At 73.1% G+C, this 17,672-nt stretch carries 15 protein-coding genes; 4 read left to right on the plus strand and 11 right to left on the minus strand.

From position 1 onward, the window contains the following. Positions 1-74: 74 nt before the first annotated feature. A complete protein-coding gene (locus OG389_RS34995; protein WP_443059396.1) occupies positions 75-347 on the minus strand; it encodes a hypothetical protein in 273 nt (90 codons plus the stop codon). A gap of 47 nt (positions 348-394) precedes the next feature. After that, positions 395-1,378, minus strand: a complete 984-nt coding sequence (locus tag OG389_RS35000; protein WP_328303141.1) for a hypothetical protein — start codon at positions 1,376-1,378, stop codon at positions 395-397. A 294-nt stretch (positions 1,379-1,672) separates the two neighbouring features. Here OG389_RS35000 and OG389_RS35005 point away from each other — a divergent pair, with 294 nt between their 5' ends. After that, positions 1,673-2,410 carry a hypothetical protein gene (locus tag OG389_RS35005; RefSeq protein ID WP_328303143.1) on the plus strand — a complete coding sequence of 246 codons (738 nt, stop codon included), beginning with the start codon at positions 1,673-1,675 and terminating at the stop codon, positions 2,408-2,410. Positions 2,411-2,534: 124 nt separating this feature from the next. Here OG389_RS35005 and OG389_RS35010 read toward each other — a convergent pair whose 3' ends face one another. Continuing rightward, positions 2,535-3,479 carry an MASE1 domain-containing protein gene (locus tag OG389_RS35010; protein ID WP_328304345.1) on the minus strand — a complete coding sequence of 315 codons (945 nt, stop codon included), beginning with the start codon at positions 3,477-3,479 and terminating at the stop codon, positions 2,535-2,537. Positions 3,480-3,557: 78 nt separating this feature from the next. Then, on the minus strand, positions 3,558-4,382 hold the full coding sequence (locus OG389_RS35015) for a PP2C family protein-serine/threonine phosphatase (RefSeq protein WP_328303145.1): 825 nt from the start codon (positions 4,380-4,382) through the stop codon (positions 3,558-3,560). Between the two features lie 167 nt (positions 4,383-4,549). On the opposite strand from OG389_RS35015, the gene OG389_RS35020 reads away from it, so the two are divergent. Together OG389_RS35020 and OG389_RS35025 are read left to right on the plus strand one after the other, a co-directional pair. Further along, complete coding sequence (locus OG389_RS35020) at positions 4,550-6,469, plus strand: DUF2264 domain-containing protein (RefSeq protein WP_328303147.1); 1,920 nt, start codon at positions 4,550-4,552, stop codon at positions 6,467-6,469. Further along, positions 6,466-7,014 carry a GNAT family N-acetyltransferase gene (locus tag OG389_RS35025; protein ID WP_328303149.1) on the plus strand — a complete coding sequence of 183 codons (549 nt, stop codon included), beginning with the start codon at positions 6,466-6,468 and terminating at the stop codon, positions 7,012-7,014. Before OG389_RS35020 ends, OG389_RS35025 begins: the two co-directional genes overlap by 4 nt. 29 nt (positions 7,015-7,043) lie before the next feature. On the opposite strand, the gene OG389_RS35030 is transcribed toward OG389_RS35025, so the two are convergent. Beyond that, complete coding sequence (locus OG389_RS35030; RefSeq protein WP_328303151.1) at positions 7,044-7,874, minus strand: alpha/beta fold hydrolase; 831 nt, start codon at positions 7,872-7,874, stop codon at positions 7,044-7,046. Positions 7,875-7,950: 76 nt separating this feature from the next. Between OG389_RS35030 and OG389_RS35035 the strand changes: the two genes are divergently transcribed. Continuing rightward, positions 7,951-8,580, plus strand: a complete 630-nt coding sequence (locus OG389_RS35035) for a sigma-70 family RNA polymerase sigma factor (protein ID WP_328303152.1) — start codon at positions 7,951-7,953, stop codon at positions 8,578-8,580. A 45-nt stretch (positions 8,581-8,625) separates the two neighbouring features. On the opposite strand, the gene OG389_RS35040 is transcribed toward OG389_RS35035, so the two are convergent. From OG389_RS35040 to OG389_RS35065, 6 genes are read right to left on the minus strand one after another with little or no spacing between them, the layout of a single operon-like run. Then, positions 8,626-10,464, minus strand: a complete 1,839-nt coding sequence (locus tag OG389_RS35040; RefSeq protein WP_328303154.1) for a non-ribosomal peptide synthetase — start codon at positions 10,462-10,464, stop codon at positions 8,626-8,628. 34 nt (positions 10,465-10,498) lie between these two features. Then, positions 10,499-12,358: an acyl-CoA dehydrogenase family protein gene (locus OG389_RS35045; RefSeq protein ID WP_328303156.1), complete on the minus strand. Its 1,860-nt coding sequence runs from the start codon at positions 12,356-12,358 to the stop codon at positions 10,499-10,501. After that, on the minus strand, positions 12,249-13,055 hold the full coding sequence (locus tag OG389_RS35050) for a thioesterase II family protein (RefSeq protein WP_328303158.1): 807 nt from the start codon (positions 13,053-13,055) through the stop codon (positions 12,249-12,251). Before OG389_RS35050 ends, OG389_RS35045 begins: the two co-directional genes overlap by 110 nt. Next, positions 13,052-16,147, minus strand: a complete 3,096-nt coding sequence (locus tag OG389_RS35055) for a type I polyketide synthase (protein ID WP_328303160.1) — start codon at positions 16,145-16,147, stop codon at positions 13,052-13,054. The genes OG389_RS35050 and OG389_RS35055 overlap by 4 nt, the downstream gene beginning before the upstream one ends. Beyond that, on the minus strand, positions 16,144-17,421 hold the full coding sequence (locus OG389_RS35060) for an MFS transporter (RefSeq protein WP_328303162.1): 1,278 nt from the start codon (positions 17,419-17,421) through the stop codon (positions 16,144-16,146). Before OG389_RS35060 ends, OG389_RS35055 begins: the two co-directional genes overlap by 4 nt. A gap of 1 nt (position 17,422) precedes the next feature. Further along, entirely contained in the window at positions 17,423-17,626 is a 204-nt protein-coding gene (locus OG389_RS35065) for an MbtH family protein (RefSeq protein WP_328303163.1), read from the minus strand. Positions 17,627-17,672: the final 46 nt, after the last annotated feature.

Consider the following 17,672-nt stretch of genomic DNA (forward strand, 5'->3'; position numbering starts at 1 on the left):
CCGCCGTACCGTCGCAGCGACGCGTGACCGGCAACGGCCGGCAGCGGCGCGCCCCCGCAATCGCCCGGCGCGTCTCAGGACTTGGCCGGTGCCACCGTGGTGAGCCAGCCGGCGGATTCCCGGGCGTAGGGCACCCGCTCCAGCACGAGGTCGCCGTGCATGCCGGGGAAGAAGCACCCGGCGGGCCAGCCACGTCGGTACGGCGGCGGGTCGAGAACGAGCGGTCGCACGCCGTCGACGACCTGGATGTCGGACGGGGGTCCCTCGTTGAAGATCCACCCTCCGTCCGCGCCGACCAGGTTGAAGGCGCCGGTCGTCGGGCCCTGCTCCGGAGTGTCCCGGCACACGGCCACCTCCCGGCGTCGGCAGTTGCCCGCCGCCCCGCCTCCAGGCACTACTTCGGCGCTACGGCTCCCGAGTCCGGCGACCGCTGGAGGCCGGAGGTGTCGACCGCTTCGAAGTCCGAGCCCTTGAAGCCCTTGAGCCCGTCGAGCTGGGAGTTGTCCCAGCCGGACGCCTCTTCGCCGGTGATGTACCAGGGCGAGCCGTTGTCCGCCACGATGGCGCCGTACTTCTTGAGCGCTTCGGCGACGGCCTTCGCCTGCGGGGCCAGGTTCGAGGTGTCCACCGAGCTCTTGAGCCGCAGCCGCAGCCCCATGGGAGGCAGCGACGGGTCCGCCGCGGAACCCGCCTGGTGCCTCGCGGGCCAGATGTAGCTCTGGTCCGAGCGGGGCACGGTCATGCGGATGGCGTGGTCGATGTGCCCGCCCGCGGCCTCCTCGTAGCGGACCAGGCCGGGCAGGATGGCCAGGCCGGCCGCGTCGGCGGAGGTCCATCCGTCGGGCCGCAGGTCATGGCTCCGGAGGTCGAAGACCGCGCCCGAGCCGGCGTGCCAGGCGTTGCCGCCCTGCGGGTGGGCGTCCCAGAGCTCGTAGGACTTGCACAGGGCTCGGTCCCAGACGACGACGTGCCGGTCCCCGTCGCTCGCCGGACCGTTCTCGATCCGCGCGCTCTGCGGGATCCGGTACCCGGACGCATCGCTTTCCCCGGCGTAGTCCAGTGCGACCTTCGCTTCCGGCGGCGTGGTGTCCGCGACGGTGATGGGGATGCCGAAGGGCAGGCCGTCGACGAGCCCCGACCCGAAGTCCGGGTGCAGGGGCTCCGCGGAGCCGATCGAGGAGACGTACTGGGCCGAGCGCGGGTGCACGGGAAGGGTGTCCACGGGCGCCTGCCAGAAACTGTCCGGCAGGGAGGGCCGGCAGGAACCGTCCTGCGAGCCGTGGCTGACCGCGAGCAGGGGTGCGCCGGCCGCCGTCCCGCCGGAAGTCGTGTAGCCGGTGAGCAGACAGGCGGCGGCGACGGCGGAAACGGTGGCCACGACCGGGATCCGCCCGCCACGTGGGGGGACTCGCGTCCTGCGCTTGGCCGTCATCGGGTCACCTCGTCCGAGAGCTCCGGTGTCCGCCGCTCCGGTCGCCGGCTACCTCCAGCGTAGGCACGTTCCCACCGCCGCGCCCTCCCGTCCCGCCGGGGCCGTGGGACCCGTTCGGGGAGCACCGCCCGGCCGCCGTGCGTTGGACCGTCGGGATGAGCGATTCTTTGCACAGACCGCACACCACACACCGCACACCGCACACGCACGACGCACCACCCGAGCGATGGGGAGGACCTGATGAGCACGGCCGACGAGGGACGGCAGTGGCCGGACGAGGTCAGTGTCGACAACGCGAGGGCGACGCTGCTGCAACTCCTCGCACGGTCGGGGGTCCCTTCCGGCGACGCGCGGGAACTGATCGGGCTCCTGGAGGCAGGTGCGCTGGCCCTCGCGTACGAGGAGCTGAGCGGCGGCGCCCGGAGAGCGCCCGGGGACAAGGGCGAGGCCTACGAGGCTGGCTGGCTCGACGGCGCCGGTGAGCTCCTGACGGAGCTGGGGGCCGTCACCGAGCGGACCCTGCTGCACGTCGTGGGACCGGACGGCCACCAGGACCAGACCGAGGAGCGCCCGCGGGCCGGGCGGGTGGAGGTGGAGCGGGCGCAAGTGGCGCTCGCGCCCCTTTACCTCTCCTTCACCACGGTCTCGGAGCTGGATCCGGAGGTGACCGAGGAAGTGCTCGGCGCCGTCCTCGGCACGATGACCCCACGGCAGCGGGCCCGGTACGCCGGGCGGCTGACGGAGTTCAGCGCGGCGCACCGGGCCGAGCTGGAACGCCTTTTCGCGGAGTTCGGACCGGGCAGTGCCATCACGGTCCACGGCCGGTTCTCGCTCGTCCACTCCGTCACGAGCATCGCCGTACTGGAACGGCTCGCCGCCGCGCCGCAGGCGCTGGCTGAGGAGTGGGACGCCGCGGAGCTGCCGCCGGCATGGCTGGACGGGTTGACGACCGCCTGGAACGCGCGGCGCACGAGCTGACGACGAGCGGAGTGCCGGCCGTGAGGGCGGCCGCGAGTGCCGCTCGCCGGTGCCGGCCGCCGTCGCCGTCCGTGGGGGCGCCAGCCGTCATGCGGTGCCACCCTTCCCGCTTCCCGTGAGGTCATCACTTCGGCGGTGCGAGACGGGCCACCACGTCGGCGAGGTCCTCGTAGACCTCCTCGATCTTCGTGCGGACCTTCTCCTGCTCGGTGACGAGGGCGGCCAGCAGCAGTGCGGTCAGGGCGACCGTCCCGTTGAACGCCTGGAGGTTGACCATGATCTCGAGGAGCGTGTGGCGGGCGAAGAGGCCGGAGCGGGTGGTCGCCGCATGAATCGCCATGACGGACACGAACAGGGCGCACGGTGCGCTGCCGGCGAGCCGGAAACGCAGCGCGGCCCAGATGAGCAGGGGGAAGACGAGGAAGAGCAGGGAGAGCGAGCTGCGGGTGACCACTTGGGTGACGACGACGGCCACGGCCATGAGGGCCGCCGCCTCGGCGACCCGGTAGGGGTCCCGGGGCAATCGGGCCCTGCGGAGCACCAGCAGCAGCGGGGTCAGCAGCAGCACCCCCATGGTGTCGCCGGCCCACCACGCGGACCAGACCGGCCAGAAGCTCGGCCCCGGCAGGTTGCCGGTGAGCAGCAGTGTCCCGGTACCGGCGGTCGCGCTGATCAGCATGGGCACCAGCCCGCCCAGGAAGACCAGTGCCAGCCCGTCCCGCAGCCGGTCCAGTTCGGGGCGGAAGCCGGCCAGGCGGAGGAACGCGTAGGCGCACAGCGGAGCGAGGGTGTTGCCCGCGATGATGCCGAGGTCCATGAGGTTGAACGAACTGAGGTGCTCGATGGAGAGGTACGTCCCCAGGGCGATGCCCGGCCAGATCCGCAGCCCGAACCACAGCAGGCAGGCGAGGGCGATGCCGGTGGGCAGCCACAGGGGAGTGACGGTCGCCCCGGCGACCACCACCTGCCGCAGCAGCCCGAGCCGGCCGGCTCCGTAGTAGGCGACCGCGACTCCGAGGATCCGAAGGAGTGCCTCGGACGGACGTCGCCATTCCACGGTGCGCACCACGACATGAGACAACAGCCCGGGCGTCCCGGCCGGGCGTGACACGCGTGATCGTGCGAGGTTCAGCGGGCGTGGGCGGGGTCAGAAGCCTTCCGCGGCGTCGTGGCTGAGGACGAGCACCGCGGCGTCGTCGGCATGGCCAGTACTTTCCGCCACCTTGATCACCTCGGCCGCCAGCTCGTCCGGATCGCCCCCCGCCGCCTCCCGCACGATGCGGGCCACGCGCTCCAGCCCCACCTCGATCGGGAAAGCCGGACCTTCGACGACCCCGTCGGTGAGCAGGACGATGGAGCCCGCCCGGGTCAGCTCGCGGCGGGTCACCGTGTACCCCGCGCCCACGACCGTGCCCAGTGGCGGACCTCCGGCGTCCTCGGCGATCCCGTACGCGCCGTCGACGGTTGCCCAGACGGTCGGCACGTGCCCGGCCCGGGCGCTCTCCAGCTGCCCCGTACCCGGATCGAGGCGGAGCAGGGTGCAGGTGGCGAAGAGCTCGGAGTCCAGCGCCAGCAGTACGTCATTGGCCCTGCTCAGGACCTCGCCGGGATCGACGACGACGGCGGCCACGGCGCGCAGGCACACCCGGACCTGGCCCATGAAGGCGGCGGCCGCCACATCGTGCCCCTGGACGTCGCCGACGGAGAAGGCGAGCGCGCCCCCGGGCGCCTGGAATCCGTCGTACCAGTCACCGCCGATGTCCAGGCCGAGCCGGGAGGGTGCGTACCGGGCCGCGGCCCTCAGCCCCGGCAGTACGGGCAGGGAAGCGGGCAGCATCTCCCGTTGCAGGGCCTCGGCCAGTTCCACCCGGGCCTGCTGCAGCTCCGTGCCTTCCCGCACCTGGGCGGTGAGGTCCCCCAGCATGCTCAGCAGGTCCGTACCGGCGAGCCGAGGATGCCGACGCGGGGTCACGGACCACTCCGGGGTACGCCCATGTGCCTCTGCTTCCGCTGTGCGAAAGACCCGCGCTCATCATATTTCGGCTCGGCACACTCCGCGCCCCGGCCCTGATCCGCCCCTCCGATCCCCTCTCCCGGCCCTCCCTTGACCCCGTGCGGTCATTCGATCAAGATCCCCGCATGCCCCTTACCGGACTGCCACCCGAAGACCGCGCACTGAGCCCGTACACCGGCTACACCCGTGCGCACTGGGAGGCGGTGGCCGACGGGCTGCTGCGCGCCGCCTGGCGGTGGGCCACGCCGCGCGGGGCCCTGCTCGACCTGCCGGGGCGGCCCTCCGCCTCCGGGGTGCGCTCCGACGGCCTCGAGGGGTACGCCCGTACCTTCCTCGCCGCGGCGTTCCGGGTCGCGGGGGCCGGGGGAGAGGACCCGCACGGCTGGCTGGAACGGTACGCGGACGGGCTGGCGGCGGGGACCCGGACACCGGGCCGCGACGACACGGAGTCCTGGCCGGTCATCCGCGACGTGCACGTGCAGGGCCAGCCGATGGTGGAGTCGGCATCGGTGGCCCTCGGGCTCCGGCTGACCCGGCCGTGGCTGTGGGACCGGCTCGACAGCACGGTGCGGGACCGGACCGAGGAATGGCTGCGCGGCGCACTGCGCCATGTGCCCGCACCCAACAACTGGTACCTCTTCCCGTTCACCGTGGCGGGATTCCTGGAATCCGTGGGCCGCGGCGACGCCGAGACGGCCCGGATCCGTCGCCGCGCCCTCGACCTCCTGGACGGCTGGTACGCGGGCCAGGGCTGGTACGCCGACGGCGACGGCCGGGCGTTCGACCACTACAACGGCTGGGCGCTGCACCTGTACCCGGTGCTCGACGCCCATCTCGCGGACGAGCCGGGCCAGCCGGGCCGGTCGGACAGGCCGGCCCGGTACGGCGACCGGCTGAGCGAGCACCTGGACAGCTTCTCGCTCCTCTTCGGGGAGGACGGGGCGCCGGTCCACTTCGGCCGCTCCCTCACCTACCGCTTCGCCGCGGCCTCCGCCGTCGGCCTCGGCTCGGTCACGGGCCGTACCCCTCTCACCCCCGGCGCCTCGCGCCGCCTGATCAGCGGCTCGCTGCGCTATTTCCTCGACCGGGGCGCCCTCGACGCCGACGGGCTGCTCGGCCTCGGCTGGCACGGCCCGCACGAAGCGACCCTGCAGCCCTACTCCGGGCCGGCCTCGCCGTACTGGGCGTCCAAGGCCTTCGTCTGCCTGCTCGCCCCCCAAGCGCATCCCCTGTGGACGGCGACGGAGGAAGCCGCTCCCAGGGAGGGCCCCGACCGGGTGCTCGCGCTGTCCGCGCCGGGGCTGCTGATCCAGACCACCCGCGCCGACGGGATCGTACGGCTGCACAACCACGGGAGCGACCACCTCGGGCCCGACCAGGCGGAATCGGCCGCGGAGGAGGATCCGCTCTACTCCCGCCAGGCCTACTCCACCCGCACGGGCCCCACCGTGCGCGCCAACACCCCGGACAACCACTTCGCCGTGGTCGTGGCGGGCGTCCGCAGTGTCCGGCGGCGCATCCACCCGCTGGGTACCGGTCAGGGGAACGGCTGGGGCTGGGCCGCTTCCTGGCACCGGCCGGTCTTCCCGTACGGCACGACCACGGTGCCCGGGCTGCGCGTGGAGAGCGTCACCGTCGTCAAGGGCCGCTACGAGCTGCGCGTGCACCGGGTCCACGGAGCCCCGTCAGGGGCCGGCGTGGAGCAGACGGGCTGGGCCACGGGCCCCGGGGAGCCGCTGCTCTCGGAGCTCCACCCGGTGCACGGCTGGGAAGCGCGGGACGAAGCCCGGGCACCCGCCGGGACCGCCTTCACGCGGTGGGCCCGGGTGCCGCGCCTGACGGCCGGGGCCGGCGGGACCCGCCTGTACGCGACGCTGGCCACGCTCACCGACGGGCCGGACCGGGCCCCGCTCGCCGAGGCGGTCACCGCGGTGACGGCGGACGGCCGGGACGGGGCGTCCATCGAGGTGCGCTGGGCGCAGGACGGATCGCTGACCCGCATCTCCTTCGAGCCCCTCGGCGTGACGGAGGTGCTTCTGCCGTGACCGGCGACACCGCGCCGGTCTTCCGGCAGTTCGTCAGCCCCGGAGAGATCACCGAGGAGTTCCGGCTGGCGCTCGTCGACTGCTGGACCGAGGTGTCCGACGCGGGCGGGGCGGCCGGGTTCCCCTTCGCACCGGTCGACGGCGCCGCGGTGATCGCCGCCGTCGACCGCCTCACCGCGGGCCTCGGCCCGGCGAGCAGCCGTCTCGTCGCCGCCACGGTGGACGGCGCGCTGGTCGGCTGGCTCGTCATCCGTCGCGATGCCGCCGATCCGCTGATCGCGCACTGGGGCACGCTGCGCCACGTCCAGACCAGGCCCGGCGTGCGTGGACGGGGGATCGGCGCGGGTCTCGTACGCCGGGCCCGTGAGGTCGCCCGTGACGAGATGGGCCTGGAGCAGCTGCATCTCGCCGCACGCGGGGGTGTCGGCCTCGAGGAGTTCTACGGACGGCTCGGCTGGCAGGAGATCGGCCGCTGGCCCGGGGCCCTGAGGCTGGGCGCCGGCGACGACCGCGACGAGGTCCTCATGCTGCTGTCGCCCCTGTAGGGCCCGGCGCGGGCGTCGCGGCAGCCGGGTCATCCACGGAGGAAGGCCGCCGTGGTCGCCACGAACGCACCGGCGTCGTCGAGCCACGGGGAGTGACCCGCTCCCGGCTGCACCACGAGGGTGGCGTCGGGGAACACCTCGGCGAACTCGGCCGCGGACACCGGCGGGCTGTTCAGGTCGAACTCCCCGGTGAGCAGCAGAACAGGGGCCTCGCAGGCGGCGAGCGCCGCGCGGGTGCCCTCCGGGTCGAAGGCGCCCTCGGCGGCGAAGAGGGCGACGGCCTCCTGGTTCGCCGGCCGGCCGGCCGCGTGGTTCTCCCGCGCCGCGGTGTCCCACCGGCCGCAGAAGAAGGGGGCGATGGCCTCCCAGTCGCTGCCCGTGCCCTCGGTGATCGCCTGCAGGGCGGCGAAGGCGGCCGGGAACCACGGCTCGTCCGCGCGCAGCCGTGCGATCCCGTGCCGGGTCTCAGCCGAGATCTCCACGCCCGCGGCCCGGCCTCCGGGACCGATCAGGGCGAGCTTCGCGACCTTCTCCGGGTACCGGGCCGCGTACTGCGTGGCGATGTTCGTACCGGCGGAATGGCCGAGCAGGTCGATCCGGGGGAGGCCGAGGTGCTCGCGCAGCGCCTCGACGTCGTCGACCAGGCGATCGCAACGGTAGGTGGAGGTGTCCTCGGGAACCGCGGACCGGCCGGTGCCGCGCAGATCCAGCACGATCAGCCGGCGGTGCGCGGACAGACCGCCGAGGTCGCCGAGGTAGCGGGAGTCCGCGGGGCCGCCAGGAATGCAGACGACCGGGTCGCCGTCACCGGTCACGCGGTAGGAGAGCTGAGTTCCGTCAGGAGCGGAGAAGGTGGGCATGCGGCGGATCCTGCCAGACATAACCAGGTTGTACAACGTGGTTATGAGGGCGGGTGGGCTGGTGTATAACGGGGTTGTGACAGGCGAAGAGAGCGTGCGGCGCCCCCCCGGGGACCTGACCGAGGAACAGGCCGGCCGGATGCTCGCCGAGATGAACGAGGTCATCCGGGCGGGCGAGGAGATGCGGAAACTGCGCGCCGAAATGATCAAGGTGCTCGCGGAGCTCGGCTGGACTCAGGAGCGCATCGCGCGGCTCACCGACATGAGCCAGCCCGCCGTGTCCAAGCAGATGGCGAAACACAGGACGGACGACCCGCGGCCCCCCATGGGGACCTCCCTCGACCAGTACGACGTTCCCTGGCTCGAAGGGCGGCTGTGGGGCCTCGCCGAGGAGATCTCCGGAACCTTCCCCGGCACCGCCCGCTGCACGGACTGCGTGGACGCGCTCAGCCGGGGGAAGAAGCGTTTCACGCCCCAGAACGTCGACGAGCTACGACGTCTGGTCGAGGAGGATCTGAGACGGCACCGGGCAGAACTGCCCGGCGGCTACCAGGCCGCGTACGACCAGATCAGCCGCGGCCTGGACCTCCCCCCGAAGGCCGCCGCCACCGTGTCCGCACCGGAGTCCGCACCGGCGTCCGCGTCCGTTCGCCGTTCCATCGCCCATCGGATCCAGCGCGACGTACTGGGGCCGGCCGACGGGTGAGCCCCCGGCGGATCCCGGGGGCGGCGGTTCCCCGGGACCCGGCCCTCACGTCGCCCGGTCGATCACCTCCGCGAGCAGCGCGGGCGTCGGGTACTCGAAGACGGCCGCCAGCGGGACGTCGACACCGAGCCGCGTGCGCATGCGCGCGGTCATGCGGCTGGCCTGGAACGACTGGCCGCCCAGTTCGAAGAAGTCGCTGTCCCGGCCGATGCCGTGCGCCTCAAGGATCTCGGTCCAGATGGCGATCAGCGCGGACTCCGTCCCCGTGAGCGCGTCCGCCGCGTCCGCCGCGTCCACCACGTCCGCCGCTCCCGGCGCGGCGGACGCCGCCGCCGACAGGGCGCGGCGGTCCACCTTCCCGTTCGGGTTGAGCGGCAGCGCGTCCGTGACGGCGAACCGATCGGGCACCATGTACGCCGGGAGCCGCTCCCGCAGGCGCGCGCGTACGGCGTTGATGACCTCGCGCACCTCGGCGGCGGGCGCCCCCGCGCCGGAATCCAGCACCAGGTGGGCCACCAGCGCGGAATCGTCGCTCCGGGCGCCCTCGAGGACGACGGCGGCGTCCCGCAGCAGCGGATCCTCCCTCAGCGCCTCCTCGATCTCCAGCGGTTCCACCCTGAAACCGCGCTTCTTGATCTGCTGGTCCGCCCGGCCCAGGAACTCGATCGTCCCGTCGGGCCGCCGCAGCGCCAGGTCCCCGGTGTTGTAGATCCGGCCGCCGCACCCCGTCGGGTCCGGCACGAACCGCTGCGCGGTGAGCTCCGGGTCACCGAGGTATCCGCGCGCCAGGCCGAGCCCCGCCGCGTACAGCGTGCCGGGTGTGCCTGCGGGCACCGGTTCGAGGTCCTCGTCGAGGATGACGGTCCAGGTGCCGTCGATGGGCTTCCCGACCGGGATCCGCGGGCCCCTGGTGTCCGTGAGCGTGACGGTGTGACAGGTGGTGAAGGTGGTGGCCTCGGTGGGGCCGTAGCCGTTGATGAGCCGGCAGCGGGGCGCCGCCTCCAGGAAGCGCCGGGCCTGGACCGGCGACATGATGTCGCCGCCGGACAGCAGTTGCCGCAGCCCGGCGAGGTCGTCCAGGCATTCGTCCACCATGACGTTGAACAGCCCGGCCGTCAGCCAGGCACAGGTCACCCCTTCCTCGCGGAGCAGGGCGCCCACCTCCGAAGCGGAGAGCGGTCCGGGCGGGCCCACCACCAGCCGGGCGCCGTTGGCGAGGGCGCCCCAGATCTCGAACGTGGAGGCGTCGAAGGAGGGCGAGGACACGGCCGCCAGGACCTCGTCCTCGTCCAGGTCGACGTATCCGGGGCGGTCCACGAGCCGGACGAGGCCGGAGTGCGGGATGGCCACCGCCTTGGGCGTGCCCGTGGAGCCCGAGGTGAACATGACGTACGCCAGATCGTCCGGGTGCACGCGGAGCACCGGGCCCGGCATCACGCCGCTCGCACCGTCCGGGGCGGTCGCCGCGTCGATGTCGAGCACGGGTGCGGCGCACCCGGGGATCCGATCGGGCAGCGCGCCCCGGGAGACGAGGAGCTCGACGCCGGCCGCTTCGACCATGAGGCTCAACCGCGCCGCCGGGTACTCCGGGTCGAGGGGCACGTAACAGCATCCGGCCTTCAGCACGGCGAGCACCGCGATCACGAACTCGGCCGAGCGCTCCAGCAGTACGCCGACCGCCGCGTTGTGGCCGGCGCCCGCCGCGATCAGCAGGTCGGCGAGCCGGTCGGCGCGGGCGTTGAGTGCGCCGTAGGTGAGATCGCCTCCCGGCGTGGTCAGGGCCACCCGGTCCGGGGTCAGGAAGGCATGGCGGGTGAACAGTTCGTGGACGCGGGCCTCGACGCAGAATGACTGGCCGTCCGGCCGGGCGGAACCGTGGTGCATCTGAGGTGGGGTCCTTTCCCGATGTGCGAAGGGCTCAGGGGCGGGGCCGGGGGACGTCGGTGATGACGTCCGCCAGCAGGAAGTCCAGGTCCGTGCCGTTCAGCCAGGTCCCGGCGGTGGCCGCGTACCCGGCGCCGCCGGCGGGTTCCTCCAGCTGGTGCCAGAGACCCGACAGCCGGTGGCGCGACGCGGCGCAGGACAGGTCGGCGAGCGGGAGGGCGCGCGGGTCACCGTCGGCCGCCAGCGAGGCGGCGCGTGCCAGGACCAGGGACATACTGAGCAGTTCGCCGCCGATGCGTCCCACGGTGGCGACGGTCCGCTGGCGCCGGAACAGGGCCTCGGGCGTGGTGCCGTACGTCAGCTCCGTACACGTCCGCGCGAACCGCTTCGCGTGCCCGAGGAGGAAGAGCCAGTGCTCCCGGCAGGCCGGGGACGCGCCGAAGCCGTCGTCGCCCTCCCCGGTCGCGGCATCGTCCCGGGCCGCGGCGTCGACCCCGGCCGGGGCCAGGGCCTCCGCCGTGAAATGGCAGGACGTCAGCGCCGCTTCCGCCGCCCACCGGTCCACCATGAAGTCGACGCCTCCCGCGACGCGCAGCGCTCGCGCGTCGCGGAAGAACCGCTCGACCGGCAGCGGCTGCGCGCCGCGCCCGGCCTTGCTGGCGGCCGTCTCGTACCCCTCGGCGCCCAGGAGCGACACGGTCCGGTCGACCGTGCGCCAGCAGGCCATCGACACCAGGTTCTTCGCCGCGGTGAGCTCCGGCTGGTTGTCACCCGTGAGGTGGCCGTTCAGCGCCCAGGTGAGCACGGTGTCAGCGGTGAAGACCTCCGCGGCGGTCTCCGCCACGTGCCGCTGGATCTCTTCGTACTCGCCGAGGCCCTTGCCGTCGACACTGCGCCGGCCGACGAACTCCCTGGACCACTGGAGGCAGAGCTTGGTGATCGCCAGTGAGGACGGCGCGATCACCAGGATCCTGCCCAGCGCCGCGAGCTGCCCGAAATCAACCGGACGGAACCCCTCATCCGCTTCCGGCTCTCCGGTACCGGGGACGCGCCCGCCGGACGCCGGGGTCCGGTCGCCCGGCCGCATCCGCCAGCCGTCCTCGGACTCGTCCATCAAATGGAAGGCGGGCACCCGCACCCGGTCCAGGTGCAGTGCTCCGATCTCGGCTCCCCGCAGCCCCATGAACTCGTGACGTGCGGCCACGCGGAAGCCCGGAGCGGTGGAGTCGACGAAGAACAGCCGGACCTCGTCCTTGCCGTCCGGTCCCCGCAGGGTGGCCGAGACGTCCATGAGGTCGGCGACGGGACCGTTGCCGATGAAGACCTTCTCGCCCGTGATCTCGTAGAACGCCCCGCCGTCCACCGGTACCGCCCTGGTCGCCCGCCGCTGGTTGGCGGTGCCGATGGCCTCGGCGTCGGCGCCGGCGGAGACGATGCCCTGCGCGAAACGCTCGGCGATCATGTCCTTGAGCGGACCTTCGGGTAGCAGCGGCAGGTACGAGCCCGAGCCAAAGCCGTTGGTGATCGCCAGACTGAACGCCACCGGCGTGCACCAGGTCGCCGCCGTCTCGACGACGCGGAAGGCGTGGTACGGGGAGAGGCCCAGGCCGCCCGCGTCCTCCTCCGCCAGCAGCTGGAGGAAGCCGCCCTCGCGCAGGTCGTCCATCAGCCCCGCGGGCAGCTTCCCCGACCGCTCCACGGCCTCCGGGTCGACACGGTCGCGCAGCAGGGCGGCGAGGGCGGCCACGGCCGCGTCCCCGCGGATCCGTCCCGCCCCCGAGGGCTCAGGGAACCGCCGGAGCCGCTGCCAGGGGATCCGTCCCCGGTAGATCTCGTGGAGCGGACTCGGCGCGAGCGGCGGTGAGGGAGGCGGTGAGGGCTGTGAAGAAGGCATCGGGGCTCTCCCGGAAGTAGAAGTGATCGCCCTGGAACATCCGGACCTCGCAGGCGGCGGTGGTGCACGCCTGCCAGGCCGCGAGTTCGGCCGGCGTCTCGTCGTCCCCGGAACCGGCGAAGACGGTGATCGGGACGTCCAGGGCCGGCCGGCCCCGATGGGTGTACTGGCCGACGACCCGCAGGTCGGCGCGGAGTCCGTCGAGCAGCATGTCCCGAAGCTCCGCGTCCTGATGGATCTCGGGAGGGACCGGCCCGTAGACCTTCTCCACGGCCGCGACGAGCTCCTCGCCCTCCAGGTCGCTCAGGGAGGGGAAGGGCCGCAGCACGTGGGGCGCGGCGCTGCCGGAGAGCAGCAGCGCGCGCGGCCCCGGCAGCCCCCGCTCGCGCAGGGCGTGGGCGGTCTCGAAGGCGACCAGCGCACCCAGACTGTGCCCGAACAGGACGTACGGTCCCGTGAAGCCGAGCCCGGAGACCACGGCGTCCACCAGTTCCGGCATGTCCGTGAACGGGGACTCGGCGAGCCTGCTGCCGCGCCCGGGAAGCTGGACGCCCCACACCTCGGTGCCGGGCAGCCGGTCCGACCAGCGCATGTACTCGCCGGGCGAGCCGCCGCTGTGCGGGAAGCAGTACATCCTCAGGGCGGCGGAGTCGTCGCGGGCACGGCACAGTGCCCAACGCGGTCGGGGTGCGGTCACGATGCCTTCTCCAACTGCTCATTCACGAGCGCGGCGAGTGCGGAAACGGTCGGTGCCTGGAACACCATGCGTACGGTGATCTGCGCGCCCGTGGAGGCCCGGACGAGGGCGCAGTACTGGCTGGCGACGAGCGAATCCCCGCCGTAGTCGAAGAAGTTGTCGTGCCGGCCCACCCGGTCCAGGCCCAGGACCTGCGCGAACGCCGCTGTGAGGCTCTCCTCCGTGAAGTCGGCGGGCGCTTCGTACTCCTCGCCCAACTCCGGGCGGGCGTATTCGGGCGGACCGGCGTCCGGGATCCCGGCACCGACCGCCGTTCCCGTACCGGCCGTGGTCCCGGTGGCGGCCCAGGTCTCGCGATCGGCCGTGGCCGCCGGATCGGTCACGAGGGGACCCGCGTACGCGGCCTCCCACGCGTACGGGTCGACGGCGAGCCGGAAGCGCTGCCGCTCGAAGGGGTACGTCGGCAGGGGGACCCTGCGACGCCGTTCCCCGGAGTGGACGGCCTCCCAGTCGACGACCGCGCCCGCCTGCCAGATCCGGCCCAGGGCCGTCAGCATGGCGGTTCCGCTGTCCGTGGTGTCGATCGCGTGCGGCAGACTCGGCGCGATGGGACGCCCGGCGGCGCAGGACGGATGGCGGCGGGCGAGTGTACCGAGGGTGCGGCCGGGCCCGACCTCCAGCAGGATCTCCTCGCCCATCGCGAACAGTGTCCGCAGGGCCTCGTCGAACCGGACGGTGTGTCGCAGGTGCTGCGCCCAGTAGGACGGGGAGCACGCCTCCTCCGCGGTGACGAGCCGGCCCGTGCGGTCCGAGATCCAGGGGACCGCGGGCGGCCGCAGGTTCACCGAGGCCACGTACTTCTCGAAGGCGGGCAGCGCCGGATCCACCAGTGCGGAGTGCGCGGCGGCGCTGATGTGCAGGAGCTGTGCGTCGACGCCCTCTCCCGTCAGGCGCCGGCGCACCTCCTCCACCCCCGCGGCCGTTCCCGTCACCACGCACTGCCGCGGCCCGTTGACCGCCGCGACGGACACCTCCTCGACCAGCAGCGCGGCCAGGTCCCGCTCGGACAGCGGAACGGCGAGCATCGAGCCGCTCGGCAGCTCGGAGAGGATCCGGCTGCGCTCCAGGACCAGCCGCACCGCGTCCGGCAGATCGAACACCCCGGCCACCGTGGCCGCGGCGTAGGCGCCCAGGCTGTGCCCCAGCACGACGCGGGGCGTCACACCCCACGCCTCCCACAGCTGGGCCAGGGCGTACTGGACGGAGAACAGCACGGCCTGGCTGAGCCGCATCCCCTTGAGCCGCTCGGCGGCCGCGGCCTCCTGCCCGTCGGGCGGGTACAGCACCGACCGGATGTCCTCACCGAGCGTGGGCCCGGCCAGCGCCGCACACTGGTCCAACGCCTCCCGGAACACCGGCTCGTGGAGGTAGAGCTCCCGTGCCATGCCGACGTGCTGGCCGCCCTGGCCGGGGAAGAGGAAGGCCACCCGGGCCGGCTGGTCCCGGACGTGGCCGGTGAGGAAGCTCCCCGGATCGGCCGAGAGCAGGGCCCGGCGGGCGCCGCCGCGGTCCGAGGCGACCACGAAGCCGCGGTGCGGGAGCTCCGCCCGCCCGGTCTGGAGGGTCCAGGCGGTGTCGTCGAGGGGCGCGTCACCTTCCAGGGCCTCGCCCAGGCGGCCGGCCGAGGCCGCGAGCGCCGTCGCGCTGCGGGCCGAGACCGGCAGCAGCTGGTACGGACGTCCGGGACGGTGCGCCGGCGGTCGGGGTGCCTCCTCCAGGACGACATGGGCGTTGGTCCCGCCGAGGCCGAGGGAGTTCACGCCCGCCCGCCGGGGGTGCGCCCCGCGCGGCCAGGGCCGGGCGACGGCCCTGATGTCGAACGGGGTTTTCTCGAGGTGTAGTTCGGGATTGGGGTCCTTGAAGTGGACTGTTCCCGGCAGGAGTTCCTCGCGCAGCGCGAGCACGGTCTTGATGAGGCCGATGACCCCCGAAGCGGCGTCGGTGTGCCCGATGTTGCTCTTGACCGAGCCCAGGACCACTGATGCCGTCGGCAGTCCGGAGCCGAACGCCTTGGCCAGTGCCCTGACCTCGATGGGGTCGCCCACCGGCGTTCCCGTGCCGTGCGCCTCGACGTAGCCGATGCTCTCCGGCCCGACCCCGGCGACGAGCAGCGCCGCCTCGACGGCGGCGGCCTGGCCGTCGATGCTGGGCGTGGTGAATCCGGCCTTCCGCGCGCCGTCGTTGTTCACCGCCGAGCCGCGGACGAGGGCGTGGATCTGGTCCCCGTCCCGCAGGGCGTCCTCCAGCCGCTTGAGGAGGACGACCCCGGCCCCGTCGCTGGAGACGGTGCCGGACGACGCCGCGTCGAAGGACCGGCAGTGGCCGTCCCGGGCCAGCAGTCCGTCACCGAGGTCCTCGTCCACCGGATGCGGCACCCGCAGGGTGACGCCGCCCGCGAGAGCGAGGTCGCACTCCCCGGCCAGCAGTCCCTGCCCCGCGATGTGGACGGCCACCAGCGAGGTCGAGCAGGCGGTCTGCACGGTCAGGGCCGGGCCCGTGAGCCCGAGCTTGTAGGCGACCCTGCTGGTGAGGAAGTCCGCTCCGCTGCCCAGCCGCAGCTGCCACTCGCCGACCCCGGGGAACATGGACCGGTTCGCCAGCAGCGCGGAGAAGTGCCCGGTGTCGCCGCAGCCCCCGTAGACGCCGACCACCCCCGGACAGCGCGCGGGGTCGTACCCCCCGTGCTCCAGGGCTTCCCAGGCGCACTCCAGGAACACCCGGTGCTGCGGGTCCAGGAGCAGTGCCTCACGGGGGGAGTAGCCGAAGAAGGAGGCGTCGAACTCGTCCCCGCCGGCCACCACCCCGTACGCCGAGGCGTCGCCGGTGTCCGGATCGACCCTCGTCCGCGTGACCGACTCCTCGCCCCGGGCCACACCCCGCCAGAACCCGGCGAGATCCGCCGAGCCGGGGAAGCGTCCCGCCATGCCGACGACGGCCAGCAGGCCGCAGATGTCACCGGCGTCCGTATCCCCGTCGCCCACCGGCGACTCGTCCGGGCCCTTCGGGCCGGCGTCCACTGCTGTGACCGTCATGCGATGCTCTCCGTCTCCGCCGTGTCGGCGTCGCTGTCGTCTTCGGACGCCCCGGGCTCGTCACGCAGCGTGCGGACCGGGGAGAAGAGCGCGGGCAGGACGGACAGGGCGCACACGGCCGCCGCCGCCCACAGCACCCCGCGCAGTCCGAGGGGGGAGATGAGCAGGCCGCCCAGCGCGGCGCCCAGGGGAACCGATCCCCACGAGACGAAGCGCAGCGTCGCGTACATCCGGCTCAGCAGGGTCTCGGGAGTCGCCTTCTGGCAGATCGTCACCTGCAGGACGTTGAAGACGACCACGCCGAGGTAGACGACGAACAGTCCGGCGGTGAACCCGATCGCACCAGTGGCCAGCGGAAGCATCGCGGCGCCGGCGCTGAACACCACGATGCTCGCCACCACGGTGCGGCCGGAGCCGATCCGGTCGGCCACCGGGCCGCAGATCACGGCCCCGAGCAGTCCGCCCGCACTGCCGATGCCCAGCGCCAGGCCGATGACGCCCGAGCCGAGGCCGAGGGTCTGCGCGGCGTAGGGAACCTGGAGGGCGAGCACGGCGGCGAAGGCGAGGTCGGCCGCCAGGGCGCACAGGGCCAGGGGACGGACCAGCGGGTGGGTGAACACGAAGCGGAGTCCCACGGCCACCTCCTTGCGCAGGCTCATCTGCTCGATGGGCTCCGGGGGAGCGCTGTTGCCGCGGATCCTCCAGACCATCACCGCGGAGGCCATGTAGGAGAGCGAGTCGACCGCGATGGCCACCGGGGCCGCGAAGATCTGCACCAGGAAGCCACCGACGCCCGGACCGGCGAGCTGAGCCACCGAACGGGAGCCCTCCAGCTTGGCGTTGCCGTCGGCGAGCTCCTCCTCCTCGACGAGCGCGGGAAGGTAGGACTGCTGGGCCACGTCGAAGAAGAGCGTGCCGAGTCCGATGACGAAGGCGACCACGAACAGCAGCCCGAGGGTCAGCACGTCGAGCGCGTAGGCCACGGGAACGGCCGCCATGGCGACGGCGCGTGCCAGGTCCGAGACGATCAGCACGGCCTTGCGGGGCAGCCGCTCGACCCAGGCCCCGGCCGGCAGGCCGAGCAGCAGGGACGGCAGGAACTCCACCGAGGCGAGCATGCTCACCTCGGTGGCCGAGGCGCCCAGGATCACGAGGGCCACCAGGGGGAAGGCCAGCACGCTGATGTGCGTGCCGACCAGGCTCACGGAGTGGGACAGCCAGAGATTGCGGAAATCGGCCGCCCGCCACAGGCTCTGATTCTGCTTCTGCTTCACGTCAGTTCCCCGCCATCTCACGGAGCGTCCTGGGCCGCAGGTCGGTCCATTCCCGGCCGATGAAGGCGAGACACGACTCCTTGGATCCGGTGACTCCCTGGTCGTACCACCCACTGGGCAGGGCCCGGTCGGCCGGCCAGATCGAGTACTGCTCTTCGTCGTTTCGGACCACGGTGAAACGTCGTTCTGTCGTGGGGCTGGGCACGTGAAGCCCTTTCTGGTGCGTCAGTGTGGACAGTCGTGGAGCTGCG

Origin of the sequence: Streptomyces sp. NBC_00435 (assembly GCF_036014235.1) — a bacterium.
Classification (GTDB): Bacteria; Actinomycetota; Actinomycetes; order Streptomycetales; family Streptomycetaceae; genus Streptomyces.

What these genes read in the sequence shown, in the direction of transcription:
- OG389_RS35045 (WP_328303156.1), bottom strand. Translation starts at nt 12,358, where the DNA reads ATGCCTTCTTCACAGCCCTCACCGCCTCCCTCACCGCCGCTCGCGCCG.
- OG389_RS35055 (WP_328303160.1), bottom strand. Translation starts at nt 16,147, where the DNA reads ATGACGGTCACAGCAGTGGACGCCGGCCCGAAGGGCCCGGACGAGTCG.
- OG389_RS35030 (WP_328303151.1), bottom strand. Translation starts at nt 7,874, where the DNA reads ATGCCCACCTTCTCCGCTCCTGACGGAACTCAGCTCTCCTACCGCGTG.
- OG389_RS35005 (WP_328303143.1), top strand. Translation starts at nt 1,673, where the DNA reads ATGAGCACGGCCGACGAGGGACGGCAGTGGCCGGACGAGGTCAGTGTC.
- OG389_RS35040 (WP_328303154.1), bottom strand. Translation starts at nt 10,464, where the DNA reads ATGCACCACGGTTCCGCCCGGCCGGACGGCCAGTCATTCTGCGTCGAG.
- OG389_RS35020 (WP_328303147.1), top strand. Translation starts at nt 4,550, where the DNA reads ATGCCCCTTACCGGACTGCCACCCGAAGACCGCGCACTGAGCCCGTAC.